This is a genomic window from Desulfovibrio biadhensis, assembly GCF_055388615.1.
The window spans coordinates 4,155,092-4,169,681 of the sequence record NZ_AP042477.1 but is presented as its reverse complement, the minus strand read 5'-3'; the positions used below and the strand labels follow the sequence as shown (position 1 = coordinate 4,169,681).

11 protein-coding genes are annotated in these 14,590 nt (G+C 50.9%); 6 read left to right on the top strand and 5 right to left on the bottom strand.

Translation table 11 applies throughout. The annotated features are described in order from the left end of the window. The first annotated feature begins 8 nt into the window (after nt 1–8). The 6 genes from ACZ5EH_RS18045 to cimA all read left to right on the top strand — a co-directional run bounded on the left by ACZ5EH_RS18045 (nt 9) and on the right by cimA (nt 5,918). On the top strand, nt 9–392 hold the full coding sequence (locus ACZ5EH_RS18045; RefSeq protein ID WP_464275269.1) for a holo-[acyl-carrier-protein] synthase: 384 nt from the start codon (nt 9–11) through the stop codon (nt 390–392). Between the two features lie 19 nt (nt 393–411). Next, on the top strand, nt 412–1,980 hold the full coding sequence (locus ACZ5EH_RS18040) for an NAD(P)H-hydrate dehydratase (RefSeq protein ID WP_464275268.1): 1,569 nt from the start codon (nt 412–414) through the stop codon (nt 1,978–1,980). Beyond that, a complete protein-coding gene (locus ACZ5EH_RS18035) occupies nt 1,977–2,432 on the top strand; it encodes a CBS domain-containing protein (RefSeq protein ID WP_464275267.1) in 456 nt (151 codons plus the stop codon). Before ACZ5EH_RS18040 ends, ACZ5EH_RS18035 begins: the two co-directional genes overlap by 4 nt. A 37-nt stretch (nt 2,433–2,469) precedes the next feature. Further along, on the top strand, nt 2,470–2,955 hold the full coding sequence (gene tsaE, locus ACZ5EH_RS18030) for a tRNA (adenosine(37)-N6)-threonylcarbamoyltransferase complex ATPase subunit type 1 TsaE (RefSeq protein WP_464275266.1): 486 nt from the start codon (nt 2,470–2,472) through the stop codon (nt 2,953–2,955). Between the two features lie 28 nt (nt 2,956–2,983). Beyond that, the gene (locus ACZ5EH_RS18025; RefSeq protein WP_464275265.1) at nt 2,984–4,204 is read left to right on the top strand and encodes an aspartate kinase; all 1,221 of its coding nucleotides are present in this window, start codon (nt 2,984–2,986) and stop codon (nt 4,202–4,204) included. Between the two features lie 91 nt (nt 4,205–4,295). Further along, nucleotides 4,296–5,918, top strand: coding sequence for a citramalate synthase (cimA, locus tag ACZ5EH_RS18020; RefSeq protein WP_464275264.1), 1,623 nt, complete (start codon nt 4,296–4,298; stop codon nt 5,916–5,918). Between the two features lie 88 nt (nt 5,919–6,006). On the opposite strand, the gene ACZ5EH_RS18015 is transcribed toward cimA, so the two are convergent. The 5 genes from ACZ5EH_RS18015 to ACZ5EH_RS17995 all read right to left on the bottom strand — a co-directional run bounded on the left by ACZ5EH_RS18015 (nt 6,007) and on the right by ACZ5EH_RS17995 (nt 14,480). Further along, on the bottom strand, nt 6,007–6,519 hold the full coding sequence (locus ACZ5EH_RS18015; protein WP_464275263.1) for a response regulator: 513 nt from the start codon (nt 6,517–6,519) through the stop codon (nt 6,007–6,009). Then, nucleotides 6,506–10,837: a PAS domain S-box protein gene (locus ACZ5EH_RS18010; RefSeq protein WP_464278322.1), complete on the bottom strand. Its 4,332-nt coding sequence runs from the start codon at nt 10,835–10,837 to the stop codon at nt 6,506–6,508. The genes ACZ5EH_RS18015 and ACZ5EH_RS18010 overlap by 14 nt, the downstream gene beginning before the upstream one ends. Before the next feature lie 374 nt (nt 10,838–11,211). Further along, a complete protein-coding gene (locus ACZ5EH_RS18005) occupies nt 11,212–12,273 on the bottom strand; it encodes a GGDEF domain-containing protein (RefSeq protein ID WP_464275262.1) in 1,062 nt (353 codons plus the stop codon). A gap of 232 nt (nt 12,274–12,505) precedes the next feature. Then, nucleotides 12,506–13,852 (bottom strand): TrpB-like pyridoxal phosphate-dependent enzyme, encoded by a 1,347-nt coding sequence (locus ACZ5EH_RS18000; protein WP_464275261.1) that lies wholly within the window; start codon nt 13,850–13,852, stop codon nt 12,506–12,508. A 106-nt stretch (nt 13,853–13,958) separates the two neighbouring features. Then, nucleotides 13,959–14,480, bottom strand: a complete 522-nt coding sequence (locus ACZ5EH_RS17995) for a thermonuclease family protein (RefSeq protein WP_464278321.1) — start codon at nt 14,478–14,480, stop codon at nt 13,959–13,961. Nucleotides 14,481–14,590: the final 110 nt, after the last annotated feature.

Sequence of the window (14,590 nt, the reverse complement as noted above, 5' to 3'; positions counted from 1 at the left end):
GGAAATATATGATAGTCGGCGTGGGTATAGACGTATGCGAACTGGATCGTGTCCAACGCATCTGGGAACGCCATCACGAGCGCTTTTTTTCGCGCATTCTGACCCCCAGAGAATTGGAGGAAATGCCCAGGGGAGCAACACCTCGCATCGTAGCGTTTCTGGCTGCGCGTTTTGCCGCCAAGGAAGCAGCCTCAAAAGCCCTTGGCACCGGCTTTCGCCATGGTGTGGGGTTCCACACTCTTGAAGTGCGCCACCTTCCGTCAGGCAAACCAGAACTTTTTTTGTTAGGTGCAGCTAAAGAGCACGCGCTTCAGTTGGGCGTCTCGACAACTCATATCAGCCTCACACACGGGCGCGATGTTGCGGCAGCCGTGGTTGTGCTTGAAACCTGACCAAACAAGGGACCATCTCATGGGCAGCACTGAAAGCTACTACACCCCCTTGCCGACACCTGCAGAGATGGGGGCTTGGGATCAGGCAGCCATACAGCAATATGGTGTAAAAAACGAAATACTTATGGAGAACGCCAGCCGTGAAGCCCTGGCCGTTCTTGAGGAAGAGAAAAAACTGTGCGACCGCGAACGGGTCGTTCTGCTTGCCGGCAAAGGCAACAACGGGGGTGACGCCATTGCCTTAGCCCGCCATTTGCACGACAGGGGGATAGCAGTTTTGCTGCTGCTTGCTGCGCCCCTATCCCATTATAAAGGAGTCAGCGGCTATCATCTTCGCCTTGCGCGAAGAACAGGCACCCCCATGGCGCAGCTTGCAAACACGCCGCCAGAAAAATGGGGAGAGGCCACTGTACTGGTAGACGGCCTGCTGGGGACTGGCTTCAAAGGCGCCCTGCGCGCGCCTTATGCGTCCTGGATCGAGGCCATCAACCAACGCAGGGAACACGCCTTCATCCTGGCCCTCGACATCCCTTCTGGCCTGGACGGCATGACAGGCAAAGCGTCACCCATTGCAGTCCGCGCCAACGCCACCGTAACCTTCCAGGCAGCAAAAATCGGCCTTGTGTTGCCTGAAGCTCAAGATTTTGTCGGACGCCTCCATGTCCGTCACATCGGCATTCCTGCTCGTATTCTGGAGGATGCGCCACCGTCTTATGGCTTGCTGGACGCCCGTGTTGCGGGACTCCTGCCCCCCCCTTCCTCCACAATGCACAAAGGAAATGGTGGGCGTGTCTGCATAATAGGCGGTTCCCGCGGCCTGAGCGGTGGAGCGCATCTTGCTGGACTGGGAGCATTACGCGCTGGCGCAGGTCTGGTCACTGTAGCCTGTCCAGCCGGCATTACCACCGAGGTCAAGCAAGGGGCGCCTGAACTGATGGTACTGCCCCTCCCCCATGAAACATCCAAAGCGATTGCCTGGAACGCCGAAGACTTGGCGTCATTGAAAGACTTCATCAATGGCTGCGACGCATTGGTAGTCGGCCCAGGATGGGGGCGGACGCCAGAGATGCAGGACTGTCTGGAACGAATTTTACAGTGGCAACGCCCCTCTGCGGTGCTTGATGCGGACGCGCTTTTTGCCCTTGCAGAGCGGCCAGGCCTTTGCTCCTTGCTCAAGGAAGGCGATGTTCTTACGCCACATCCAGGCGAAATGGCACGCCTGTTGGGAACTAGCACAGCCACAGTACAAAGTGACCGGGCAGGTATCGCCAAAACCTTTGCCAAAGAGCACGGCGTCACGCTGGTGCTAAAGGGTGCGGGGAGTCTGGTTGCCAAAAACGGCTACCCATTGCTGGTTTCGCCCTTTGCTACACCCGCCCTTGCAATCGGGGGTGCGGGAGACGTATTAAGCGGCATTATTGCAACGCTCATGGCGCGTGGGCTTTCAGACTTGCGCGCCACCTGCCTTGCAGTGTATTGGCACGGTTTCGCAGGCGTACGCCTCGAACGGGAGTACCCCTTGAGAGGGAACTTTGCTTCCGAAATCGCCCATGCCCTCCCTGGGGCTATTAAGGAGTTTTCTGCATGATGACCGTCAAAGAAGTCATGACCCCGAACCCGACGACCGTAACGCCTGATACGGATATCACCGAGGCTGCCCGGGTTCTGCTGGAAAAAGGATACAACGGATTGCCAGTGGTGGACGCTGCCGGTGCGCTTGTCGGCGTGCTGTGCCAGAGCGACCTGATCGCTCAACAGAAAAAACTGCATATTCCTTCCGTGTTTACATTGCTGGATGGATTTTTTCCGCTGTCTTCCGCCAGCGATTTGGAACGTGAGATGGAAAAAATCACAGCCACACGCGTAGACAAGGCTATGACGCCAAATCCCACCAGCGTTTCCACGGAAACGCCATTGGACGAGGTGGCAACGATCATGGCGGAACAAAAACTCTACACCTTGCCCGTTGTTGAAAACGACAAGGTTGTCGGCGTAGTTGGCAAAGAAGATATTCTCCGCGCCCTGCTCGGTGGAAAATAGCCGGCGTGTGCCGTCCACATTGGCTGCGTAGACTGCCATGACGTTTTTACTCACACTGGCTGACAGTGAGGCCACCCTGCATCTGGGGCGTATGTTGGCTGCGAGCCTGCCAGACGCCCCACCGTATGCTGCGTTGCTGCTAGAAGGGGATTTGGGCGCAGGCAAAACCACGCTTGTACGCGGCATGGTGGAATCCATGCCGGGAGGCGATGAAGCCGAAGTCGCCAGTCCCAGCTTTACGTTGCAACACGTATACCCCACCAATCCGGAATGTGTGCACATGGACATATATCGGTTGGAGGGCATGGAACCTGATGCTGCACTCTGCGAATCGCTCAATGCCGGACATGAATTTGTAGTTGTGGAGTGGGCGCAGTTCCTCCCGGCGCATTGCCGACCAGACAATTTTGTGCGACTAGTCTGGCAACCAACCTCTGACGGACGTGTTGTGAGCCTGACTGCGGAAGGCCCGGTGGCCCTGCAGTGGTTAACAGACCTGCAGGACCATATGGCGCGTTCATAAACCTTCAACCCTCTACAGGGACTTTCCCATGCGGATATTGGTACAGAAGTTCGGCGGCACCTCCGTCAAGAATCTTGAATGTATGCGTATGGTGCAGAGCAAGGTCTGCACCGCCCTGGACAAAGGGTACAAGGTAGTGGTGGTGCTCTCTGCCATGGCTGGCGTCACCAACACCCTGCTGGACCAGGCCAGACAATGGTCCAGTCGTCCCGACCCTTCTGAAATGGATGTTCTGCTGACGACTGGCGAGCAAGCCTCGGTTGCGCTTTTCAGCATGCTGCTCAAAGATTGTGGCATCAAAGCCCGCTCCCTGCTGGGTTTTCAGGCTGATATCCGCACTGACAACGATTACGGTCGTGCTCGCATTCTTAATATTGACACCGAAGGGCTGACAAACCTGATGCAGGAGCATGACGTGCTGGTGGCGGCCGGCTTTCAGGGCTGGGATGATTCCCGGCGCATCACCACCCTGGGGCGCGGCGGTTCCGACACATCGGCCGTGGCTCTTGCTGCAGCCTTGAATGCCGAGCTGTGCGAAATATTTACCGACGTGGATGGCGTTTACACCACCGACCCCAACATCTGCTCCCAGGCGCGCAAACTCGAGAAAATCGCTTATGACGAGATGCTCGAGATGGCCAGCATGGGCGCGAAAGTATTGCAGATCAGGTCTGTGGAATTTGCCAAGAAATACAATGTTCCGGTCCATGTGCGCTCCACTTTTTCGGATGCGCCGGGCACCGTAGTCAGCAAGGAGGACCCGAAAATGATGGAGTCTGTTATGGTTTCAGGCATTGCGTACGATAAAGATCAGGCTCGCCTGACCCTGCGCGACGTCATTGACCGCCCAGGCGTTTCCGCAGCCATCTTTTCGCCGCTTGCCGAAGCAGGCATCCTTGTGGATATGATCGTTCAGAACACCAGTAAGGAAGGCGTTACGGACATGACCTTCACGGTGAGCCGCAGCGATCTGGAACGCACTCGCGATATTCTGGAAAAGGTGAAGATTGAAATCGGCGCCAGAGAAATCCTTACTGACATGCACGTTTGCAAGGTTTCTGTCATTGGCGTAGGAATGCGTAATCATTCCGGTGTTGCGGCCAAGGCTTTTACCGCCCTGCACAAGGAAAACGTAAACATTTTGATGATCAGCACTTCTGAAATCAAGATTACCTGCCTGATCGAAGAAAAGTACACTGAGCTGGCCGTGCGCACCCTGCACGATGCTTTCGAGCTGGCCGGCGCCTGATCAGGGCCCAGAAACAGCATCATCCGCGCAGGCCTGGCAAAGAGCTCTGCTCCACCCCAGGCCTGCCAACCATGCGAGCAGCAAGACAGTCATGAAAGCCATAAAGATATACGACACCACCCTTCGAGATGGTACCCAGGCAGAGGACATAACCCTCAATACCGATGACAAGATAAAAATAGCCCGAAAGCTTGACGATCTGGGCGTCCACTATATCGAAGGGGGATTCCCTGGCTCCAACCCTACGGATGTAGCCTTTTTCGAGGAAATCCAGAATTACGAGCTGCAACACGCCCGCATTTGCGCCTTTGGCAGCACGCACCACCCCAAGGTCAAGGCAGAAGAAGATCCCAACCTGCAGGCCATGCTCAACTCTGGCGCCAGCGTCATGACCTTGTTCGGTAAGACCTGGGATATCCATGCCAAGCAGGCTTTGCGCGTTCCTTTGCAGCGCAACCTGGAGCTCATCCACGACTCCATTGCCTTCATGAAGGGTAAATGCCAGGAGATTTTCTTTGATGCCGAGCATTTTTTCGACGGCTTCAAAGCCAATCCTGAATATGCGTTGCAAGCTCTGGAAAGTGCGCACAAGGCCGGAGCCGATGTGCTTGTGCTGTGCGACACCAACGGCGGCACCATGCCGGATGAACTGGGCGAGATAGTGCGCACTGTTGCGGAGAAGCTGCCCAAGGCTTCTCTTGGCATTCATCCGCACAATGATTGCGAAATGGCTGTGGCCAACGCCCTTGCCGGTGTCCAAAACGGCGCAACCCAGGTGCAGGGCACCATCAATGGGTACGGAGAACGCTGCGGCAACGCCAACCTCTGCTCCATAATACCCATTTTGCAGGTTAAAATGGGAGATACATACACCTGTTTGCCGAAAGACAAACTCGACCTGCTGACACTGACAGCAACCTATGTCTCAGAAGTCGCCAATGTGCGTCTTTTCAATCGCCAACCCTTTGTAGGGCGCTCTGCGTTCGCTCATAAGGGCGGCATTCATGTCAGCGCCGTTTCCCGTGATGCCCAGCTCTATGAGCACATCAATCCGGAAGTTGTGGGGAACCGACAGCGTGTTCTGCTCAGCGAACTGGCAGGGCGCTCCAATATCGTCAATCTGGCTAAACGCTTTGACCTGCATATGGACAAAGACGAGCCTGTGGTACGCGGCCTGCTCAACGAATTGAAGGCGCGGTCGAGCATGGGGTATGACTATGCGGCTGCAGAAGCTTCCATGGAATTGCTGCTTTTCCGGAAGATAGCACAACGCGGCGTGCGGGAATTCTTCACGCTCAAGAAATTCCATGTTCTGGACTCGAAAGAATCGGTTGATGGCGAACCGTTGAGCGAAGCCACCGTCATGTTGGAAGTGGAAGGAATGGAGGAGCATACAGCAGCTATGGGGAAAGGCCCTGTCAATGCGTTGGACAACGCCTTGCGCAAGGCGCTGCGCCCCTTTTACCCTACCCTGGATGAAATGAAGCTGTTGGATTTCAAGGTGCGAGTGCTCAGCCAAAGCTTCTCGGAAACCTTTGGAACAGCTTCTGGTGTCCGCGTTCTTATTGAATCCGGCGACCCCTGCGCCCGCTGGGTGACTGTAGGGGTATCGCACAACATCATCGAAGCGAGCTGGCAGGCGCTGGTGGACTCCGTAACGTACAAGCTCTACCGCGACGAACAGAAACGCCGTAACGGTACTTGCGAACAATAGACTCTTCTTAAAAAACTACATAAAAAACGGGCGCTCTCGCAATTTTCGACAGCGCCCGTTCTTGTTTCAATGTCTCCAGATATGCAGGTCAGGCAACACGCCCTTTTGTCTGCATAACCCGGTGCATCACCCGGGTGAGCTCTTCCCAGTCCAAAGGCTTGGCCACATAATCATCCATACCTGCATCCATGCATCGCTGCCGGTCCCCTTTGTCACTGAATGCAGTCATCGCAATGATGGGTATATCTTTGAAATTACAAACGATGGAGTCGTCCGGGCGACGGATGCAGCGTGTCGCTTCCAGGCCATCCAACACGGGCATGCTTACGTCCATGAGCACCAGATCGAAACTCGCCCCACTTTGCAATGTATTCAGCGCCTCGCGCCCGTTTATTGCGCAGGTGACACTATGGCCGTCACGCTCAAGGATCATCTGTGCGAAACTTCTGTTGACTACATTGTCTTCTGCCAGAAGAATACGCAGCCCCAGGCTAGATTCTCCATCAATCTGTTCACCTGCAGCAGGTGCCACCTTTTGATTGGCTTCCGTCGTCGGGGATAAATCGCTAGCGGCCTTATCACCGTATTTATCGCTTTTCATATTTCAATATCCGTCCGGAACTGAGAAGGCCGCTGACCTGGCCCTGTTCATCGTATGTCAGCTTGTTATGCCAAGATACAAGTACTTCATTGCCATCAAAATCTTTCAGGGTGTAACGAACCTGTTCAAAAGGATCCAAGTCCCCCTGCATCAGGCGTTCAAAATCTTTTTTTGCTGTTTCTCGTTCATCATCAAGAAGTGCAATGTCGAACCAGTTTTCTCCAAAAAAATGATCACTTCCCTTGCCCAAGACTTCACGTCCGCGCTTATTAAGCAATATAATATTGCCTTGACGATCCAACCCTAAGAAAATGGAGTCAAGGGAGTCCAGGTAATAGGCTTCACTCCCCAATTCCAAAGAGCACTGAGCGACCATGTGCTCAAGGTGCACGCGCTGATGTTGCAAGTCAGCCCTCGAAGTAACATCCTCTGTTATATCCATTATAGTGGTAACAACAGAGCTAACATCCCCAGAAGTACCGAGAACAGGAGCTGCGTTGATAGATAACATGCGGCGACTTCCTTCAATATCCTCAATGCAATGCCGCACATCGAAAACAGTTTTTTTCGTACGCATCACAATATTGAAAGGCAAATCGTCTTCAGCATAGGGCGCACCATCAAGTGTGGTAATGCGCCAAGCTGAGTCATCAAATGTTCTTTTTATCAAGGCATCTTTCGTGAGACCAAGCAATTCTTCCGCCAAGTGGTTGGCATAGACAAGTTTACCTTCGTTATCCAAAAGAACAATGCTGACGGGACTTGCCTCGGAAATGCCTTGAAAAATCTTGTGCTCCTGTTCCAGGCTTAACTCCGCCAACTTTCGCCTGGAAATGTCTTCAACTACAACAATGATATATTTTGTCTGTGACTGGGAATCATCGGACAAAGAAGCCGTTATGGTCGTCCAGATCGGAGTGTCTTCTACAACTATCCTCACTTCCAAAGAAAAGTCAGAAATATTACCCCGACGCAGAGCATCAACTTCTGCTTCAAGCACAGCGATGTCATCGGAAAAAACCAATTCCTTCCAGTTTGTGGCGACAACCTGTTCGCGATCTTTCCCAACAATTTCACAAAGCTTTTCATTCACCCGTATCCAGTTGCCCTGAAAAGTAAGGTGGCCAAGACCTACTGCAGCCTGCGAAAAAGTGGAGCGAAAGCGCGCTTCGCTCTCAAGCAGCTCTTGTTCTGTTTTCTTGCGTTGCGTTATGTCCCTGAAATAAAGGGCTACAGAGTCATTGAGGGGAAAAACATGAAATTCCATCCATGCATCGAATCCGGACAAGTACTCTTCTAACGTGGTATTCTTGCCATTGCTCTTGGCGGAGTGGAGTTCTCGAAAAAGTTCACTTTGGACAGTCTCAGGGAAAATATCCCAAATTTGTTTGCCCAAAAGCAGGTCCCTACTCTTCCCAAGGAGTTTCTCTGCTTTCAGGTTCACGTATTTGAAGCGCCAGTCTGCATCCAACTCCACATAACTGTCCGTTGTACTTTCAAGGATGTTCATCACGCGCAACCTGGATTGTTCCAGCTTATCGCGGCTTTTTCTGCGCTCTGTCACGTCTTCGGCGACCTTCAAAAGATTTACTACAGTGCCGTCTTCATTCTTCACGGGGACAATGGTTGCATCTTCCCAAAAAAGCTCTCTGTTCTTCTTACGGTTTACAAACATCCCACTCCAGGTTCTTCCGGAATGCACTGCCTCCCAAAGATCATCGTATTCTTCTTGCGGTGTTTCGCCTGTCTTGAAAATGCGGGTATTGCGCCCAATAACCTCATCCGAAGAAAAGCCTGTTATCTGCGTGAAACTATTGTTCACATACTCGATGGTGCCTTCAGCGTCGGTTATCAGCACGATGCTCGGGCTCAACTCAAGAGCGTACGAAAGCTTGCTCAATTCTTCGGTAGCTTTTTTCAGGGAGGAAATATCAATAAACGTTATGACAACGCCTTTGATCATGTTGTCATCAGTACGATACGGCAAAATCCGCAGTAACAGCCATTTGCCTTCTGCGGTTTGCACTTCTCTTTCAAAAGGGGCGAGGGTGTGGAGCACCTTCCTAGAATCGTTCAGAATATTGTCATAATTAATATTGAAAACAATATGACTGATGGGGCGACCGATGTCCGTTTCCATCAAATTTATTTCGCGTGAAATCGCAGGCGTGAATTTGCGAATCCGCAGGTCCTTGTCCAAGAAAATGGTGCCAATATTCGTGGACAACAGCAGGTTATTCATATCATTGTTCAATTCGGTAAGCTCTTGAATCTTGCTTTGATACTCCGAATTGACGGTGATCAACTCTTCATTGACGCTTTGCAGTTCCTCGTTTGCGCTCTGCAACTCTTCATTTGCAGAAAGCAACTCTTCGTTGGTAGCTTGCAGCTCTTCGTTTGTTGTTTCCAGTTCTTCGATTGTTGCTTGTAGGTTTTCACGAGTATATTGCAGTTCATGCTCAAGATCATTTATCCGTTGATCAGAACCATCCCACGGAATAGATTTCGCTGTGGTTTCAATCGATCTTGATTCCGCATCCATTCTGTCAAAAACAACAAGCAAGAGTTCATTGCCTGAATTTTTTCCGAGAAAAGGAATTATCCGGAGTGTTGCGCGATGTTCTTCTCCGTGTTGCGTGTAACGAATATCGTTATATACGACTTCGTTATCCTCGCGCATGGCTTTGCTGATCCCTGTTTCCACCGCAATGGAAAACTCACTCCTGATTAATGTCTGGATGTTGAGATTGATATTGCCGGGTTGAATCTTGAGAAAGTCAGAAACCTCCCCCAGCACATGTACGAGTTCGTGATTGCTATTTATTATCGCTCCCGGAGGAACATATTCTTTGAAAAGCGACTCGTATATTGTTGCAACCTGCTTGCGTTGATCAACATGCTGCGGCACGACCCTATCCATGACACTACCGAGTTCACGTTTGCGATAGACAGGGGTAACAGAAAAACTGTCCAAAGAAAGACCTGTCTGTTTGCCTCTGCTACGGTAAATTTTCCACTTTGTATCAACAGAGGTGAACAAATTGGTGAAATGGCCAATGGTTTCACTGGAGCCTTGAAAAAGGAAACCGCCCTCGTTGAGCGCAAAATTGAAGCTCATCAAGACTTTTTTCTGCAACACGGGCTGTAAATAAATCAGTAAATTGCGGCAGGACAGCAAGTCGATCTTATTAAAAGGCGGGTCTTTTATCACATTGTGCTGTGCAAATATCACCATTTCCCTGATATGGTTTGCAATCTGACATTTATCCCCTTTGCGTACAAAATAACTGCGAAAACGCTCGGATGTCAGATCCGCAACTATATTTTCCGGATACTGGCCAATGCTTGCAAATTCCAGAGCTTCGGTATCAACGTCCGTAGCAAAAATCTTGACTTCATTTTTAGCCTTGGCGTTTTCCAACGCCTCACGAAACATGATGGCCAGGGAATAGGCTTCTTCTCCGGTGGAGCACCCTGCCACCCAAACCCGGATAGCGCTCCCCTGCTTGGCCTTGATAATTTCAGGAATGACCTTTTCCTTAAGGATAGCGTAGGCGTCCGGGTCGCGGAAAAAGCGTGTCACCCCAATCAACAATTCCTTGTACAGAGTCTGTACTTCATTTTGATTTTGATACAAATAGTTTACGTAATCTTCCAACTTCTCTATCTGATTGACCGACAGCCTGCGCTCAATGCGGCGGGAAACCGTACTCTGTTTATAGTGGGTGAAATCCAGCCCGCTGTGCTCCTTAAGCAAGGCGAAAATACGTTCCAGCTTGTTTTCTTCTTTAAGAAGCCAGCTTTCACCAGTCCTCTGTGTTGCGACAAAGGGGTGCTGTACGTACTTTATCAATTCCTCTGGCATTTTTTCAGGCGGCAAGATGTAGTCAGCCAGGCCTGTTGCTATGGCGTTGCTGGGCATTCCGTCAAACTTTGCAGAGTCAAGGTCTTGCACCATAATGATGCCGCCCTGCTCCTTTATGTTCCGTATACCGCGGGTGCCATCGCTTCCTGTTCCGGAAAGAACGATGCCGATTGCCTGTTCCCCTTTGTCATCCGCCAGGGAATTGAGAAAGATATCTATGGGGAAATTAAGGGACTGAACCGTCTTGTCAGCAAGATGGAGCTTGCCTTGTAGTACGGTCATGTTCTTTTTGGGCGGGATAAGATAGATGTGGTTTGCTTCGAGGCTCATCCCTTCAGTTGCCTGCAAAACTTCCATTTCTGTATGCTTTGAAAGCAACTCGACCATCAAACTCTTGTGGTCTGGAGACAAGTGCTGCACAACCACAAAGGCCATCCCGCTATCGGGTCGCATACTGCCGAAAAATCGCTCCAGAGCTTCAAATCCACCGGCAGAAGCGCCGATGCCTACTACGTAGAAGGATGGCCCCACCTCTTGAGCTTCCTTTGCATCACTGTTTTTCGACTGATCGTTATCTGACGTATCCTGAGACATGGGGAACCTCTTGCGCTATGATTTTACAGTCGAAAAAAACGTCAGACACTACACACCCTGCTGTCAGCAGCACTTGTTTGGTCACGCATCACATTTCTGACAACAGGAAGATAGCTCGTGATGGCTGTAGCGCTGATTTTATCTTATGCAAACCACCAATGACCAGCGCAAATGACAAGAGATTTTTTGAATAATTTTCATAAAAAAATGAGCCTGTTACGGGACACTTCACATCAATCCTTGCAATCATATTCTTTGAGATTCGCGGAACAGACCCTGTCACGACCACTGGCCTTGGCTCTGTAAAGCGCTTTATCTGCACTATCCACAAGGTTTTCAATAAAAGCTCCGCGCCATTGAGGACTGATTTCTGCCACACCAATACTCACAGTGATGTGAATATTACGTTTGATGACCTCACCGTGTGAATCCCGGATTATAAAATTATAGCGGGAAACCTGCTCTCGAAGGTCCTCCGCAATGGCAACAGCCTGTTCTTCTCCAACGGCAGGGAGAACAACGGAAAATTCCTCCCCTCCATAACGTGCAAGAAAGGCTTCAATATCTTCAGCTTCAAGGGAGGCGCCTACCCGTCCCATGATCTTTGAAACAGTTGCCAATGCCTGGTCGCCGATGCGATGTCCGTAGTTGTCGTTAAATTTTTTGAAGTGGTCGATGTCGAGCATCAGAAGAGAAAAAATTCTGCCAGTGCTTTGCCAACTCTCCAGACAGGCATTAAGAAACTCATCCAACGCCCTGCGGTTCATAAGTCCGGTCAAAGAATCGGTGCGGCTAAGCTGGTCGAGCGTATCCGCATCTCGCTGCATTATATCAACTATTTCCTGAAACGACTTCTTGAGTGTGTTGAGAAGGACTTCAGGATCTTCTCCACTGTTAATGGCTTCAACAGTGGTGTCTCCCAAATTGGCGACTTCACCGCCACGCTTCCGAAGAAGAGTGCGGAATTCTTCAACCATTTGAGCCGTTTCAGAAAGTGCGGCCTGAAGTCTGCGATTGCAGGGTCCGTTGAGAATCTCCTCTTGCTCACGCATGATCGCCATAAACTTCTCATCCGAGTAGTCCCGTTCCTGCAAAGTTCTAATCACGAGTTCCTGGATGCGTGCTTTTTGGCCATCAGAGAGAAAATCATACGTGTCTATGCCACGCATATAGAGAATCAAAGTTCTCCATTTTGCGTCAGTCGGCACACCTGCGCGATCTAACGTCTTGCAAAGATGTTCTGACTGACTGAAATCGCAGGGGCTGGTACGCCTGACACCATTCTCTTTGCTCATTATTACAACCCTATTAAAACGTATCCAACGATGATTTCAACACTATGCTGTCAGCAGCGTGCCCCCCTCCCCGAGATGCATGCAAAACCAGCGACAACTTCCCTATGCTGCACAATTACAAATCAGACTACAATTTCAATTATATAAATATTAAAATCTTAACAGCACGTTAAAAACCTCAGCAAGAGTGGCTGCCGCCCAGGGCAGTCCAGCGCGACAGCCACCAGAACATCTACCTGTCAATTTGCGGGCACTGCAGCAGCGCCTTACGTATTTCCTCATCAGGATAGGCGTAATTCGTAAGCTTACCCTGCAAGTATGCATCGTAGGCAGCCAAATCCAGAAGGCCGTGGCCGGAATATAAAAATACGATTACCTGGCCGGGTTCTGCGTTTTTCGCTTCTTCAATGGTGGCCTGAATGGCGTGAGACGTTTCAGGTGCAGGCAGAAAACCTTCAGTCTGCATAAACAACAGTGCAGCCTTGAAACAATCCTCCTGATAATAGGCCTTGGCTTCCACCAACCCCTCATTGACCAGGTTACACACGATGGGGGCATCGCCATGGTAGCGTAATCCTCCCGCATGAATTGGCGGCGGTGTGAAACTATGCCCCAAGGTGTGCATCTTCATCAGCGGTGTAAGGCAAGCCACGTCGCCATAATCATAGCGATAGTCACCGCGTGTCAATGTTGGACAGGCCTGAGGTTCAGCGCCAAGCATACGGATTTTTTTACCTGAGAGTTTGTCAGGCAAGAACGGAGTCACAAAACCGCCAAAATTGCTACCGCCCCCGACGCAACCAATCAGCAATGAAGGGTCTTCGCCTATCATTTCAAGCTGCTTCTTTGTCTCAAGGCCAGCAATAGTCTGGTGCAGCAGAACGTGATTCAGCACGCTACCCAAGGCATAGTTGGTATCGTCGCGGCTCGCTGCATCCTCTACAGCTTCCGAAATTGCCAGCCCAAGGCTGCCCGGATTGTTTGGATCCTCAGCCAGAGCGTTGCGGCCAGCCTCAGTGCGATCAGAGGGAGAAGGAAAAATCTCAGCGCCATTGGACCGTATCCATATACCGCGGTACGGCTTCTGCTCGTAACTGACCTTCACCATGTAAACCGTGCATTCCATGCCCAGCATCTTGCAGGCAAAAGAAAGTGCAGTGCCCCATTGTCCAGCACCGGTTTCCGTGGCAAGGCGCTTTACACCGGAAATTTTATTATAATAGGCCTGCGCCACAGCAGTGTTCGGCTTGTGGGATCCGGCCGGAGAGAGCGATTCGTTCTTATAGTAAATTTTCGCCTTTGTTCCGAGGGCCTGCTCCAGACGATGCGCGCGAACAAGAGGTGTGGGGCGCCACAGACGGTAAATATCCAAAACTGGTTCAGGAATTGAAATCCACCTTTCAGAGGACATTTCCTGCTCTATGAGCGGATCCGGAAAAATCGCCTGCAACATTTCAGGAGGCACTGGCTCATGCGTTCCCGGATGCAGTGGCGGCGGCAGAGGGGTCGGCAGGTCTGGCAAGGCATTGTACCAGGCAGTGGGCATTTCGTTTTCGGGAAGATTGATACGATAATCCATGCAATTGGCTCCTCAAGATAATTTTTCTCTCGAAAAAGAAATACTGAAGCCTATACAAAAAGGCAACCAGACCATTTTACTCTTATAAAAAAATTGCAGGACACTTCTATTCTTCAGGCCAGATACCGCAATGTCTGGCCGGGGTGTAACCAGCAAAAAAAGCTTCTAGGGCAGATACATATGATACCCGATTTCGAGGCGCTATTTTTTCATATCCATCACATCCATTGTTGAAAAACCGCATGCTACGTTCATTGCCGCGAATGCTTCCCGCTTGCAGTAAAGCATTGCGCACACCGCGCCACATGCCCGTCTCATTAGTGATGGCCTTACGTTGAATATCCAAATACTTACGCATCAGTTTTCGGACTTTGCCTTCCAAAGGCGGGTGCGGATACATAAAAGCCGCGCCTTTGGCCAATAAAATTTCATTAGCCACATTCCCATCCGGCAGATGTAAAATGCCCAAAACTCTGCCGTAGCGGTCATGGTTCTCTGGTGCACGCTCAAGAAACACCTCTTTGCCGGCCACAAGGGTTTCGAGTGCTTGCTTTGCCTGCTCACTCCAATACTGGGCAGGGCGTATTTCATGGGCAAGTTCGGGCGCATCAATGCCCCAAAGTCGCACTTTTACGCCCCCTTCAAGGATACACGTATCACCGTCCACCACATACTCTACGCGAAAACGATCACGCGCAGCAGTAGGTCCGGCAGTAAAAAGGACAATAAAAAAGACAA